12 protein-coding genes are annotated in these 13,160 nt (G+C 71.4%); 7 read left to right on the top strand and 5 right to left on the bottom strand.

Annotated elements, in window-relative coordinates; all coding sequences use genetic code 11:
* Window positions 1-240: 240 nt before the first annotated feature.
* Window positions 241-2,097: an endonuclease/exonuclease/phosphatase family protein gene (locus tag ACFY1P_RS07310; protein ID WP_390750002.1), complete on the bottom strand. Its 1,857-nt coding sequence runs from the start codon at window positions 2,095-2,097 to the stop codon at window positions 241-243.
* A gap of 612 nt (window positions 2,098-2,709) precedes the next feature.
* On the opposite strand from ACFY1P_RS07310, the gene ACFY1P_RS07305 reads away from it, so the two are divergent.
* On the top strand, window positions 2,710-4,506 hold the full coding sequence (locus ACFY1P_RS07305; protein ID WP_390750001.1) for a hypothetical protein: 1,797 nt from the start codon (window positions 2,710-2,712) through the stop codon (window positions 4,504-4,506).
* Window positions 4,507-4,783: 277 nt separating this feature from the next.
* Complete coding sequence (locus ACFY1P_RS07300) at window positions 4,784-5,227, top strand: hypothetical protein (RefSeq protein WP_390750000.1); 444 nt, start codon at window positions 4,784-4,786, stop codon at window positions 5,225-5,227.
* A 91-nt stretch (window positions 5,228-5,318) separates the two neighbouring features.
* Here the strand turns inward: ACFY1P_RS07300 and ACFY1P_RS07295 are convergent, their stop codons facing one another.
* Window positions 5,319-5,978 (bottom strand): MSMEG_1061 family FMN-dependent PPOX-type flavoprotein, encoded by a 660-nt coding sequence (locus tag ACFY1P_RS07295; RefSeq protein ID WP_361525712.1) that lies wholly within the window; start codon window positions 5,976-5,978, stop codon window positions 5,319-5,321.
* A gap of 79 nt (window positions 5,979-6,057) precedes the next feature.
* Here ACFY1P_RS07295 and ACFY1P_RS07290 point away from each other — a divergent pair, with 79 nt between their 5' ends.
* The gene (locus ACFY1P_RS07290; RefSeq protein ID WP_390749999.1) at window positions 6,058-6,858 is read left to right on the top strand and encodes a polysaccharide deacetylase family protein; all 801 of its coding nucleotides are present in this window, start codon (window positions 6,058-6,060) and stop codon (window positions 6,856-6,858) included.
* 233 nt (window positions 6,859-7,091) lie between these two features.
* Window positions 7,092-7,727, top strand: coding sequence for a response regulator transcription factor (locus tag ACFY1P_RS07285; RefSeq protein WP_361525718.1), 636 nt, complete (start codon window positions 7,092-7,094; stop codon window positions 7,725-7,727).
* Here the strand turns inward: ACFY1P_RS07285 and ACFY1P_RS07280 are convergent.
* Complete coding sequence (locus tag ACFY1P_RS07280; RefSeq protein WP_390749998.1) at window positions 7,666-8,799, bottom strand: sensor histidine kinase; 1,134 nt, start codon at window positions 8,797-8,799, stop codon at window positions 7,666-7,668. The two genes, ACFY1P_RS07285 and ACFY1P_RS07280, sit on opposite strands and share 62 nt — an antisense overlap.
* Window positions 8,800-9,143: 344 nt before the next feature.
* On the opposite strand from ACFY1P_RS07280, the gene ACFY1P_RS07275 reads away from it, so the two are divergent.
* On the top strand, window positions 9,144-9,959 hold the full coding sequence (locus tag ACFY1P_RS07275; RefSeq protein ID WP_390749997.1) for a BTAD domain-containing putative transcriptional regulator: 816 nt from the start codon (window positions 9,144-9,146) through the stop codon (window positions 9,957-9,959).
* 10 nt (window positions 9,960-9,969) lie between these two features.
* Here ACFY1P_RS07275 and ACFY1P_RS07270 read toward each other — a convergent pair whose 3' ends face one another.
* On the bottom strand, window positions 9,970-10,401 hold the full coding sequence (locus ACFY1P_RS07270; RefSeq protein WP_361525726.1) for a nuclear transport factor 2 family protein: 432 nt from the start codon (window positions 10,399-10,401) through the stop codon (window positions 9,970-9,972).
* 413 nt (window positions 10,402-10,814) lie between these two features.
* Between ACFY1P_RS07270 and ACFY1P_RS07265 the strand changes: the two genes are divergently transcribed.
* The gene (locus tag ACFY1P_RS07265) at window positions 10,815-11,555 is read left to right on the top strand and encodes an SDR family NAD(P)-dependent oxidoreductase (protein WP_390749996.1); all 741 of its coding nucleotides are present in this window, start codon (window positions 10,815-10,817) and stop codon (window positions 11,553-11,555) included.
* Window positions 11,556-11,582: 27 nt separating this feature from the next.
* Window positions 11,583-12,620 carry an LLM class flavin-dependent oxidoreductase gene (locus ACFY1P_RS07260; RefSeq protein ID WP_390749995.1) on the top strand — a complete coding sequence of 346 codons (1,038 nt, stop codon included), beginning with the start codon at window positions 11,583-11,585 and terminating at the stop codon, window positions 12,618-12,620.
* On the opposite strand, the gene ACFY1P_RS07255 is transcribed toward ACFY1P_RS07260, so the two are convergent.
* Window positions 12,615-13,160: a hypothetical protein gene (locus ACFY1P_RS07255; RefSeq protein WP_390749994.1), complete on the bottom strand. Its 546-nt coding sequence runs from the start codon at window positions 13,158-13,160 to the stop codon at window positions 12,615-12,617. The genes ACFY1P_RS07260 and ACFY1P_RS07255 overlap by 6 nt on opposite strands.

Below are 13,160 nucleotides of genomic sequence, written 5' to 3'. Positions count from 1 at the left end.
ACCCCACCCCCGCCTCACCACTGCGGTGACCCGGCCCCGACCGCACAGCACGGCGGGGGTTCCCAGTTGCTTGCCGGCCAGGGCGAGGGCCGGGGCACGTCAGTACGGGACCGGACGGTGTCCCCGTCCCCGGGCAGCGCGGCGTGCGCCCCGCACCGGTGGTGGTGCTGCCCGCCGCTGACCAGGAGTCAGCGGCCGGCCCTTCATCCGTCTCAGCAGGTCAAGGCGGCCCGGTGGGATTCAGGGCTTCACCACGTTCCAGCGTTCGGCGGGGATGTCCTGGCACTTGTAGAGGCTGACCCAGCCGTGGTCGCCGTCGGGTGCCAGCAGGCACAGGTGGTTGGCCTCGTTGCGGTACCGGACGCTCCCGTTCGGGTATGCCTCGGCCAGCCAGCGCTGGCCGGCCCCGGCGACTGCGCGGGCATCGTCGCACTTGTAGAGCATGGCGCGGGTGTGTGTGGTGGCGTGGACGTCCTGGCCGCCCAGGCACTGGTCGGTGCCGTCCAGGCTCTGGATCCGGACCAGGTTGTCGTCCCGGCTGATCCGCTGGATGTTCCAGCCGAAGTCCTTCTTCTCCCAGAGCAGCCAGTAGATCCACCACGACCTGGGCGGCGTGGGCTGGGTGTAGACATCGGTCCCGGGGACGTTGCCGGCCCGTCGCAGCCGGCCTCCGAGGAACGAGGATTCCAGACGGATGTTGTCGCCGGTGGTCTGCCAGCCGGTGGGCGGTGATGTGGCGTTGTCCCACCACAGCTGGGCGGGGCTCGCGGTGCACGGCGCGGCGGTCACCGAGGTGCCGGTGGGCGTCAGGCAGAGGCCGGGTACGGCCACGTTCTGCCAGCGCTGCGGTCCGCCGTTGTCGTCGTTCCAGGCCGGCGGGTCATCGAGGTGGGCGATGGTCCACTGGGCGCGCGGGTCGTCGCACCTTCCGGCGACGATCGGGGCGGCGGAGGCATCCCGGCGGACGCTCGGCGCGAGCGAGATGCAGTGCTGCGTCGCGACGTTGCGCAGGGAGTGGGTGAGCGAGCCGCCGTTGGTGAACATCTGGAAGGTCTCGTTGCTGCCGTACCGGGCCGGCCCGACCGCGACCGTACCGTTCGGATTCTCCCGCAGTGTGGCGCCGGTCGGCGTGGCCAGCGAAGTGCGGAAGACATGGGACGGGAGCGGCTGCTGGGCCGGCGGCGGGGTGCGGCCGAAGAGCACCGGCACGTGGTCGGATCCGGCGCCGCCCGGACGGTTCGCGGTGAACCCTCCCGGCAGACCGTGGGTGATGGCGTAGTCCAGCTCGCTGGGGTGGTCGCCGTTGATGTACGTCGGCTGGCCGGTGCGCAGCAGGGTCTCGCCCGCACCCAGGTGCAGCGAATTGCGGGCCTGGTCGTTGTTGCGGTTGAGGATGTTCACGTTGAAGTCGCCGGCCAGCACCCAGTTGCGGTGGTCGGTGGCCGCGAAGGTGCGGACCGCGGCGAGCAGCCCTGGTACGTCCTCGCCGCGGGCGTGGGTGTTCCAGTACCAGGTGTTGCCGAACCGCAGGCCGAGCAGGGGGCGCGCCCGGTAGCGGTTGTTCGGGGCGTTCGGGTCCGGGTTGTAGGCCGGGTTCTCCAGCACGCGGACGTCATTGGCCTGGGTGTCGGTGACGAAGGCCAGGTTCATCTGGCCGCCGTCCCAGGTGTCCAGGTTCGTACCGGCGACCCGGCGCGGGTCGGTCTGCAGGTAGTACACGTAGCGGTTGCTTCCGTTCGGACCGCCGGCCCAGGTCACCCGCTGGACGGAGCTGGGCTGGGGGGAACGGTTCGGCGTGAGCCGGATCTGGCGGAACTCGTTGCGGTCGTCGTCGTGCGCGGGCAGCGGCGGCCCGGCACCGGCCTCCTGCAACGCCACCAGGGGATTGTTCGCGGCCAGCGCCCGGATCTCCGACGTCCACCGTGAGCCGTTGTCGGAGCCGTGCATGTTGTACGTAACGAACGGCGAGGTGCCGTCGTTGTTCACGGCCTGCGCCACCGTGACGCTCAGTGTCAGGTTCGTGGCCAGCGTCGCCAGTACGGCCAGGACGGCGGCCACCGCGGCCGTCCACCGCCGCCTGCGGCCCCGCGCCGTCACATCGTTCTTTCTCCTCACTGATCCGCCCTCTCGCCTCGGCCCCCGTGGGCTCGGCGCCCCGGGGGACCACTGACGCCACGGACACCCCGTGGCGGCTCAGATGGTCCTCCTGGTCCACCTCAACACGCGGGAATATCACGGTACTTGGCTCGAAATGGGGGGCGCGTCGTCTGGCGGCGACGCAGACCTTGGCGGCGAGCGCAGGCGCCGAACAGGAGCAGGGCCCCTGTGTCTCCAGGGCCCCTGTTAAGGACAACGATGCGTCGACTTACGGGAGTTCGGCCCGGTGCGGTGTAACACCAGGCAGCGGCGGCTTCCCGAGGCGATCAGGGGCCGGGCCGCCGGTCCGCCGAAGCGAGCGGGTGTGCGAACTTGGCGCCCGCATTCACGCTGGTCAGTCGACCGGAAATCGGCATGGGAGGTGGTGCGGGGGACGGGCCGGATATCGATGGAGGTCCGCACCACATCAGCGCGATCTCCTGTCTCCTGTGATGGAAGGGTCAACAACTCACGGGAGAGGTTTGATCGTTGAACAGATACCAAAGTCCGCAGGCCATGGCGACCCTGCGGAGCACACGAACGCGATTACCGTCGCCGCGGTGGATCACCGCTGTGCTCGCCGTCCTGAGCGCGGTGGCGGCCCTGCTGACCGTTCCGCTGACCGCCGCGCCGGCACACGCCGTGAGCCAGGACGGCACTTCGCCGTTCGCCTCGTACAACATGCGCGGCTCCGACAACGGCGCCCGGTGGACGAATGAGATCGTGTCACTGGTCGAACGCGTCCCGCTGGTCGCACTGCAAGAGGTCGGCTCCGGCCCACCCGCACCGGTGGACAACGTCGTCCGCGACATACGGATCGGCAGGACCCGCCCCCACGGCCAGCCCAGCTCCTATCAGTTCAGCCGTTGGATGGCCGGGGGCGTCGAGCGCTACGTGTACTTCATGCAGACCGACCCCCGCAGAATCAACGGGACCAACCAGGACACCTGGGACGGCGGCCGGGTGAACCTGGCGACCATCACCGACACCCCGGCCGCCGAGGTCCGCGTGCTGGACAACCCCGCCTACGACCCCAACCCGAACGCCCCGGGCAACCAGTACCGGGCACGCCCGCTGCTCGGCCTGCGGTTCGGCAACACCTGGTACTGGAACATCCACGCGCGCGGAGGCGATGTCCAGGGCCTGCTGACAGCAGTGCGCAACTTCGCCGCGAGGTACGACCAGCGCGGCCGGAACTGGGTGCTGACCGGCGACTTCAACGTGAACATCCTCAACCGCACCACCGCCCAGGCGCACCAGTCGCTGCGCCTGAACGCCGACGAGAGCCTGCTGCGTACCGGTCGGCCCACGTACATCAACAGCGACGAGCCGAGCGAGCTGGACTTCACGATCACCCACGGTCTGCCCAGCGGCTTCACCGCGAACATCCCGGGCGCCGGCGGGTCCGACCACACACCGGTGCACTACAACCGGACGCCGCCGCCGGCCCAGCCGACCGTCCCGGCATACCCCTACGCCACCGAAATGGCGACGGCCAACGGCACCGTGATGCAGGCGAACCAGGACGGCTCGTTCGGGGTCGCCGCCGCCCGTCACGACAACAACCAGACCGCCCGGGTGTCCACCACAGCGGCGGGCACGCACACCATCCGGTACGCCGCGGGCTGTGTCTCCATCGCGCCGAAGGTGCGCCGGGACGCGTCCGGCTCCCCGGTCGTGGCCGGTTCGTGCGACGACCCGCGGGCGCAGTGGACGCTCACCGATCCGCGGCCCGATCCCGGGTGGAACCAGGACAACGGGGGACCGCAGTTGTGGCGGAACGTGGCCTTCCCCAAGCTCTGTCTGACGCCGTCCGACAAGCAGGTGACCGCGGCGCCGTGCGGCGGTGGCATCGCCCAGCGCTGGTGGGACAACGCGGCCGCGCTGCCCAAGGACTGGCCGACGGCCACCGGTAACATCCGCCTGGAGTCCGCCTTCCTGGGCGGCCGTATGATGACCGGGGGCTATCCCGGGACCGGCATCCGTACCGGGCCCACGCCGCCGAGGTGGTGGTGGATCTACTGGCTGCGCCAGGAGCGCCTGGACTTCGGCTGGAACATCCAGCGCATTCGCCCTGGCGACAACCTGGTCCGGATCGAGAGCGTGTTCGGCAACAAATACTGCCTGGGTGTCCGCGACGAGCACGCCACCGAGGAGACCGACGCCATGGTGCGGTCGTGCGCCGATGCGCGCGGCGTCGACGCGGCCGGCCAGCGCTGGCTGGCCGAGATCTACGCGGACGGCACCGTCCGCTACCGCAACGAAGCCACCCATCTCTGCCTGCTGGCCCCCGACGCCGACCGTGGCACGGTCCGCCTCGCCTCCTGCAACGACATCCTGGCCGAGCGCTGGAAGGTGGTGAAGCCCTGATCTCCTGAAGCGCACCGGGCCGCCCGTGCCGACGTACAGCCGGCCCGGGCGGCCCGGTTTCCGCGCGGGTCGTCGTTCGGGGCGCGGCTCACTCCTTCGGTGGGTTCGGGGCGTGTCGTCGTATGTCCCGAAGCGGGCCGGGGAACGGACAGTGCTGTCGAGTACCAAGTCGCCGACTGGGCATGGGCGTTGTCCGGGGAAGGGGATTCCGCTGCCGAAGAGGCTGAACCGGTTCCGGCTGGTGGCGGTGCTGGGGTGCGTGGCGGTGGCCGGGGTGGTGAGTCCTCTGGCGCAGGGTGCCACCGCGGCGGAGCCGTCCGCGCGGAGCGCCGTAGCCGCGCCGCCCGCCAACCCTTGCGAGCAGGGCTACCACAAGCTCACGATCGTGGTCACGACCGATGAGCGGAACGTGGCCGACGGCGACCGGCTCTGGGACAGCCACCGTGCCTGCATGAAGCGCAGCCACAAGGCGTTCCTCGTCACGTACGCCCTGGCCAAGGGCCCGGAGCGGGCCGACCCCCTCGATCCCGCCTCGGCACCGACCGGGAGGACCGTCTACGCGCTCGACGAGTGCTACCGGACCAGCGCGGACATCGGCAGGCACTGGAAGAAGGCCGCCGCCGAGTGGAAGGACTTCCACGCGATCGTCGCCTGGATGCGCAGGCCCCACACGCAGGTGGTGACCCTCCACGACGGCACGGTCCGCGGCTCCCTCCGGTAGGCGCGCGACGTCCGCCGGCCGCCTCGCCCCGGCCGTTCACGGAGCGGCCGGGGTTCCCGGGCGGGTGGTGTCCGCTCGCAGGCCGGGTCCGTCACTCGTACCGGTACTTCAGCGAGTCCGCCTCCACCTGCTCGATGTCGGCGATCGTCAGCTCCGGCATCCGCAGCTGGGCCAGCGTCACCTCGGCCGAGGTCGGCTGCGCGTCCGCCGGCAGCCACTGCTCCGGCTTCCAGGCCGCGCTGCGCAGGAGCGCCTTGGGGCAGTGCGGATAGACCTCCTCGATCCCCAGCACCAGCGCACTGGCCGGCGGCTTGCCCACGGCGGTCAGCTGCGACAGCAGCTCCGGGCGGGTGGAGACGCAGGCCCGGCCGTTCACCCTGAGCGTCGTGGTGCGCCCCGGGATGACGAACAGCAGCCCGGCCCGTCCGGTGGCGATGACGTTCTGCAAGGTGTCCAGACGCTTGTTGCCGGTCGCGTCCGGTATCGCCACCGTCCTTTCGTCCAGGACGGCCACGAACCCGGCGGGGCCGCCGCGCGGGGAGACGTCACAGTTGCCCTCGGCGTCCGCGCTGGCGATCAGGACCAGCGATGAGCATCCGATCAACCGCCGGGTCTGTTCGGTGAGTTCGGTCATCTGCTTGCGCACGGCCGCGGCGCCGGGGGGTTCGTAGACCCGGCGCAGCGCCTCCTGGTCGGGCACGGCGTCGAGGCGGAGCGAGTCGAAAGCACTGCTGGCAAGGGATGTCGTCATGCCTCCGACTCTAACGAGCCGATCGGTCTCGGGCGGCAGGGGCGGTCACGGCCCCGCCAGGAGGCCGCGCAGGTCGGCGATGACCGAGAACGATGTGAACAAGGCCCGGCAGCAGCGTGGTTCGGCCCACGGCGGCGTCGCCAGACGTGACGTGCTGCGGCTGGGGACCGCCGTCGGCGTGCTGGCGGCGGCGGGCACGCTCGGCGCCCGGCCCGTCCGGGCGGTGGCCCGGTCGTCCGCGCCGGGGCGCATGACGGGCGTGGACGTCACCACCTTGCCGCTCACGGCGAAGAAGGTGGCCCTGACCTTCGACTGTGGAAGCACCCCGGACGGCGTCGACAAGGTGCTGGCGGCCCTGGAGGAGCACAAGCTCCCGGCGAATTTCTTCATGACCGGGAATTTCGCCAAGGCCAGTGCGGACACCGCCCGCCACATCGCGGACCGGTATCCGGTGGGCAACCATTCCATGACCCATCCCGCGTTCCCTCAGCTCTCCCAGGAGCAGCGGGTGCGGGAGATCCGGTCGGCTGCCGAGGCCATCGAGCAGGCGACCGGGCGCAGGCCCGTACCGCTCTTCCGCTTCCCCTTCGGCGAAGTCGACCGGCAGTGCATCGCCGACGTCAACGACGAGGGATACGTGTGCGTGCGCTGGACGGTCGACACCTGTGGCTGGAAGGGCACCTCCGGAGGGGCCACCACCGACACCGTGATCGCCCGTGTCATGAAGGCCCTCACTCCGGGCGCCATCGTCCTGATGCACGTGGGAACCACCAGCCCCACTGATCCCTTGACCGTCGACGCCACCGCGCTGCCCCACCTGATCCAGGCGATCGGCGACCAGGGCTACGGCTACACGTCGCTGGACATGCTCACGCGCTGACGGTGCGTCAACCGGCCGCCCAGCCGCCTGATGTCGCTGTGGGTGACGATGAGCGCCCCGGCGGAGGGCGGCGGCGCCCCCGTAGCCGCTCTGGCGCCAACGCGCCTGAATTCAGAAGAAGATGGCGAGAAAGGGACGATTGTTCGGGTAGGGGAACCGTACGCTGGATCTCGCAGCGAGTGGGCCGTGTTCGGCGGAACGCGGGTCAAGGGCGCGAGCATCACGGGGGAACGGTGATCCGGATCCTGCTGGCCGAGGACATGCACATGGTCCGGGGGGCGCTGGTCGCGCTGCTCCGTCTCGAACCGGACTTCGAGGTCGTCGCCGAGGTCGCGGACGGCAGGGGGATCATGCCCGCGGTGCTGACCCTGCGGCCGGACGTCGCGGTCCTCGACATCCATCTGCCGGGTGCCAGCGGCCTCGACGCCGCCCGGCGGATGCACGAGGTGGCGCCCGAGTGCAAGGTCGTCATCCTCACCGCCCTGGAGGAGCGGGGCACCGTCCGCAAGGCGCTCGACGCCCAGGTCAGGGCCTTCCTGCCCAAGGACGCGCCGCCCGCCGAACTCGCCGCCGCGATCAGGACGGTGGTGTCGGGCAGGCGCGTGATCGACTCCCGGATACCCCCCACCGCCTGGGAGAACGACGACTGTCCCGCCGCCGCGCAGGCCAAGGACAGTCCGCTGACGGCGCGGGAGACCGATGTCCTGCAGCTCGCCGCCGACGGCAATTCCGCCCACGAGATCGCGCGCGCCATGCACTTGTCGACCGGCACCGTGCGGAACTACCTGACGTCCACCGTCACCAAGCTCACCGCACGGAATCGGCTGGACGCCGTCCGGATCGCGAAGGAGAAGGGCTGGATCCGCTGAGCTCCCGGACCGGCTTCACCGGGCATTCCGCGCGGACGAGGAACCGGCCCCGGCCCTGGGGGCCCGCCCGGAAGGCGCCCCCCGCCTCCTCCAGCCGGCGGGCCAGATTGCCCAGCCCGCCGTCACGGCGGCGAGCCATGCGCCGCCGGGCGTCGCCCGGCGCGCCGTCGTTCCACAGCGTCAGCACCAGCTTCGCCCCCGACGGCACGACCGTGATGCGGCACTCGTGCGCCGCGCTGTGGCGCAGGATGTTCGTCACCCCCTCCCGGACCACGGTGGCCAGGACGGTGCCGGTCTCCTCCTGCTGGGACGGCCGGGCGTCGTGAATCCGTACGGTGATGTCGGCCGCCTCCAACACCCGTGCCGCGGAGGTGAGTTCGGCGGTGAGCGAGAGCCTTCGGTAGCCCTGGGCGACACACCGCACATCGGCGAGGGCCTGCCGTGAGATGTCCACCATCTCCCGCAGCTCCGCACGGGCGCGCCCGGCCTCCCCCTCGCTGCCCTCCTGGATCAGACGGCCCGTCAGCTCTCCCTTGAGGGTGATGGCGGAGAGGCTGTACCCCAGCAGGTCGTGCAGGTCCCGTGCGACCCTGAGCCGCTCCTCCTGCACCGCGAGCCGGGCGATCTCGTCCCTGGCCCGCCTCAGTTCCACGCTCCACGAGGCCATCAGGGTCATTCCGTACACCATCAGGCCGTTCACCACGCAGGAGAGTATCCCGAGTCCGATGCCGAGCAGGTGCTGACTGACCAGCCAGGCGTAGGCCCCGGTGAAGCCGGCCGCGGCGCAGAACAGCACGGCCGAGAGGGGCAGTTCGAGGGCGAGCAGGATGGAACCCGCCAGGAAGCCCGGCATCCCGGCCCAGGGGAGCCCCAGGACGGGCAGCAGGCCATAGGTGAGCGCGGCCTGGAGCGCGAGGGTCCACCGTCCGGCGCGGGCCCTGATCCTGGCCGCCCGTTCGGCGCAGTGCACGGCCTGGAGCCCCAGCACCAGGAAGAAGCCCACGAGATACAGCGCCGTGTGGGAGGCAGGGGGGTGCGAGGTCAGGAGGTTGAGGAAGGCGAGAGTGCCCATGGCGGACTGTACGGAGAGAATGATGCACGTGGTGAACCACTGCGGCGGTTCACCATTGGTCGTAACCACCATGCGTCCTGCCCGTCGAGTGACATTCCAGGGGTTCTTCCGGCACATGGGGAGTCTCCTCCCCGGCAAGGCGAACCGACCTTAACCCAATGGCAGTTGAATGGAGACCGCCCTCCGGATGATTCCGAAGCGCGGAATTGTGAATTCCTCACATGCGCGTGCTGGTTTCACCACCCACCCGGTGACGGCCTCACTGTCCGGCGGCCGGTGCGCGGTGGGAGTCTCGGGCCAGGAGCCGATTCCACCCTGGGATCCCACCTGATCGGAAGGCGTACATGGACATCGAAGTGCTGGGGGAGCTGGCGATGTACGAGAACGGGGTATCCATTGTGCCCAGTGCCGGTAAGCCACGGCAGGTTCTCGCTCTGCTCTCCTTGTGGTCGGGACGCGTCGTCCCGGTGACGACGCTGATGGAAGAGCTGTGGGGCGACGAGATCCCCCGCAGCGCCGCCACCACGCTGCAGACGTACATACTTCAATTGCGCCGACGCATAGCAGCCGCCCTGCGGCAGTCGTCGGCCGCGGGCGACCGCTCGGCGAAGGACGTCCTCGCGACGGCCTACGGCGGATACCGCATGGCGGTCACCCCGGGGAGCTGCGACTGGACGCAGTTCCAGCAGTGGGCGGCGCCGGGCCACCGGGCCCTCATGGCCGGGGACGCACGCGCGGCCTCCGCGCATCTGACCCGGGCCCTGGCCCTGTGGCGCGGCCCCGCCCTCGTCGACGTCCCGGCCGGGCGCGTGCTGGGGCTGGAGATCCTGTACATGGAGGAGACCCGCATGCAGGCACTGGAGGAACGCATCGAGGCCGACCTCCGGCTGGGCTATCACGCCGTGCTGCTGGGCGAGTTGCGCACCCTGGTCGCCCGCCATCCGCTGCACGAGAACTTCTGCGCCCAGCTGATGACGGCGCTGTGCCGGTCGGGCAGCCCGTGGCGGGCGTTGCAGGAGTTCCGGGAGCTGCGCGGCCGCCTCCACCGTGAGCTGGGTGTCGAGCCCTCGGCCCGCCTCCAGCGGCTCCACTGCGCGGTGCTGTCGGGCGCTCCCGAGCTGGAGGGGGAGCGGACGTACGCGCAGGGGCGGCCCGCCTGAGGGCGGGGTGTCAGTCGAGGTGGTCGTGGGAGATGCTCCGGGAACGCGTGAGGACGCGCTCACCGTCCACCTCGAGGACGTCGCGCACCACACAGCTCGGGCCGATCTCCGGCTCCCGCCGACCCGGCCGGACGGTGACCACCAGCGCGTACACCGTCGAGTGGACGCTGCCGTCCGGCTGGGGGGTCAGGGCGACGTGGTCGAACCAGTGCCTGCGCCGGACCGGGTCCCCGGCGAACCGCTCGTGGAACGCGACGAGTTCGGCGACGATCGCCGCCCGGCCCCGGGCCGGCTCGACGGCGGGGGAGTGCTGGAAGCTGCCGTCCTCCGTGAAGGTCAGCGCGTACTCCTCGAACCGGCCCGCGTCCAGGGCCTGCATCTGATGTGCGTAGAAGTGCTGGATCCGCGCGTGGACCTCGGTGTCGACGACGGTCGCGCTCATCGGTGCTCCTCGGAAGTGGGGTACGGGGCCGCCGCCCAGACTGGTGGCGCGGCCTCGAAGCCCCCTCGAAGGTGCGGGCCCCCGGGCTCCACCCGGTGTCCACCCGAGCTCTAGGCGGCGTGCCGACCCTCGCGTCGACCGGACCGAGCACACCCACGAGAAGACGGGACCGACAGACGCATGAGCGAGACGGAAACACCCGTGGCCCTGGTGACCGGAGCGACGGACGGCATCGGCAAGAAGACCGGCCACCGGCCGGCCCGATGGGGAGCCCGTGTCCATACCGGTGCTCGCGACAAAGTCGAACTCGAGGGAAGCGTAACGGAGTTGTGTGCATCGCGACGTGGGGCCGACGACGCCGCGGCCGTGACCGCGCGGGCCATGGACATCCGCGGTGGACGGGGGAACTCCTGATGGCGGAACCCGCGCGCGTCGCCCTGGTGACCGGCTCCTCCTCGGGCATCGGCCAGGCCATAGCCGGCCGGCTCGCCGCCGAGGGAATGCGGATCGTCGTCAACTCCGCCCACTCCACCGAGGCCGGAGAGAAGGTCGCCCGGTCCCTGCCGGACGCGGTCTACATCCGGGCCGACGTCTCCGACGAGGACGAGGCACGCCGCCTGGTGTCGTCGGCGGTCGGGCACTACGGCCGCCTCGACCTCCTCGTCAACAACGCGGGCCGCACCCGTGTCATCCCCCACGCCGACCTGGAGGCGGCCACGCCAGAGGTGTGGCGGGAGATCCTCGGGCTCAATGTGGTCGGCACCTGGCAGACGACCGTGGCGGCCATGCCCCATCTGGCGCGGACGGGTGACGGGGCGGTGGTGAACATCTCCTCCGTCGCCGGCAGCCGGCCCGCGGGCAGCTCCATCCCCTACGCGGTGAGCAAGGCGGCCATCGAGCACATGACCCGCCTGCTGGCCGGCACGGTGGGCCCCCGGGTCCGCGTCAACGCCGTCGCCCCCGGCCTGATCGAGACGGCCTGGACCCGCGACGACGCGTTCTTCGCGCCGATCGCCGAGAAGGTGCGCCAGGGCACCCCGCTGCGGCGCGTCGGCCTGCCCGAGGACGTCGCCGAGGCCGTGCTGGCCCTGGCCGGTGCCGCGTACACCACCGGGCAGGTGCTGCTGGTCGACGGCGGCGCCCACCTGATCTGACGGAACCCGCCCGACGGAGGAGGGACCATGCGGCTCGGCGCCACCATCCCGTACCAAGGAGCAGTTCAACTCGCACACGCAGCCGAGGAGTTGGGGTACGACGTCCTGCTGGCGCCTGAAGGCTACCGCTCCGACGCCGTCAGCGTGCTGGGGCTCCTCGCCGGGGCCACCCGCCGCATCGGCCTCGCCTCGGGCGTCATGCAGATCCCGGCGCGCCCGCCCGGTGCGACGGCACTCACCGCCGCCACCCTGGACGCCCTCAGCGGCGGCCGTTTCCGGCTGGGCCTCGGGGTGTCCGACCCCGACGTCTCGCAAGGGTGGTACGGCGTGCCCTTCGACCGGCCGCTGGCCCGCACGCGGGAGTACGTCGACATCGTGCGGCGCGCGCTGGCCGGCGGGCCGGTGACCTACGACGGCGAGCACTACCGGCTGCCCGGCCCCGCCGGCAGCGGGGCCGCGCCACTGCACCTGCGCACGGAGCGGCCCGACCGGCGTATCCCCGTCTATCTGGCAGCCGTCGGTCCGCGCGTCCTGCGCCTGGCCGGTGAGATCGCGGACGGCTGGATCGGGGTGTTCACCCCGCCCGAGTCGGTCGCCGGGGCGGTCTCCGCGATCCAGGAGGGGAGGCGGCTCACCGGGCTCGGCATGGCGGGCTACGACGTGCTGCTCAGCCTGCCGGTCGCGGTCGCCGACGACGTGGGCACCGCGGTGGACTCTCTCCGTGGCCAGTACGTGTATCTGCTGGGGATCGGCGATCTTGAGCGGAACGTGCACTGCGGGCTGGCGCGGCGGCTCGGCTACGGCCCTGCCGTCGGCCTGCTCCGCGAGCGGCTCGCGGCCGGTGACCGGGATGGCGCCGCGGCCGCCCTGCCGGAGGAGTTCATTGAACGCACCGCCCTGGCCGGCCCCGTGCCCAGGCTGGCCGAGCGGATGATCGCCTATGCCGGGGCGGGGGTCACCACGCTGGGGGTGATGGCGTCGGCGGCCGCCGCGACGCCGGACGGACGTGTCCGGATCCTGCGTGCGGCGGCCGAGGCGCTCGAGCTTGCGGGCGTGGCGTCATGAGGGCGGTCCGCCGGGTGTGAACGTCAGCAGCGGGGACCGGTCGGGGTGGCCCACGACCGTGCCCCGCCTGCCGTCCGAGTGCCGGGCCCAGCGGTAGCTCCACGCCGGGTCGTCGAACGACGACCCGGCGAGCCCCATGCGTACGACGGCGTCGCGGTCGGCCCGCAGCGTCCACCGCAGCCCGGGCAGGGTGAACGGCGTGCCCGGATCGAACGGGCCTGGCACGCGCAGGAGGACGCCTGTGGCCGTCGGCGCGACGCGGGCGCCCACGGTGGACGCGTCGCCGCCCGTGAGCGCGTATCCCCGCACCCGGGCCCCGGCCGGCGTGGCGAAGCGGAGCGCGATATCGCTGATGCCACTGCTGAGCCGGGGGCTGAAAGTGATCGGCTCCGGCGCCAGGACGACGCAGAACTCCTCGTCCGTGGGCGCCGGTCGGGGCGCGGTGGCGGTGAAGCGCAGGGTGTAGGGGATCGTGTGGTCGTCGCCGTCCGGTTCGGTGTGGACCCGGCAGATCAGGGACACCGCGAAGGACGTCTCCAC

This window comes from Streptomyces sp. NPDC001407 (assembly GCF_042895325.1).
GTDB lineage: Bacteria > Actinomycetota > Actinomycetes > Streptomycetales > Streptomycetaceae > Streptomyces.
The sequence above is the reverse complement of the archived record's forward strand: the minus strand, read 5'-3'. Positions and strand labels throughout refer to the sequence as shown.

Bases quoted from the DNA above. Each gene is read 5' to 3' on its own strand.
- ACFY1P_RS07265 (WP_390749996.1), top strand. From the start codon at position 10,815: ATGGCGGAACCCGCGCGCGTCGCCCTGGTGACCGGCTCCTCCTCGGGC.
- ACFY1P_RS07260 (WP_390749995.1), top strand. From the start codon at position 11,583: ATGCGGCTCGGCGCCACCATCCCGTACCAAGGAGCAGTTCAACTCGCA.
- ACFY1P_RS07270 (WP_361525726.1), bottom strand. From the start codon at position 10,401: ATGAGCGCGACCGTCGTCGACACCGAGGTCCACGCGCGGATCCAGCAC.
- ACFY1P_RS07290 (WP_390749999.1), top strand. From the start codon at position 6,058: ATGACCGAGAACGATGTGAACAAGGCCCGGCAGCAGCGTGGTTCGGCC.
- ACFY1P_RS07295 (WP_361525712.1), bottom strand. From the start codon at position 5,978: ATGACGACATCCCTTGCCAGCAGTGCTTTCGACTCGCTCCGCCTCGAC.
- ACFY1P_RS07280 (WP_390749998.1), bottom strand. From the start codon at position 8,799: ATGGGCACTCTCGCCTTCCTCAACCTCCTGACCTCGCACCCCCCTGCC.
- ACFY1P_RS07275 (WP_390749997.1), top strand. From the start codon at position 9,144: ATGGACATCGAAGTGCTGGGGGAGCTGGCGATGTACGAGAACGGGGTA.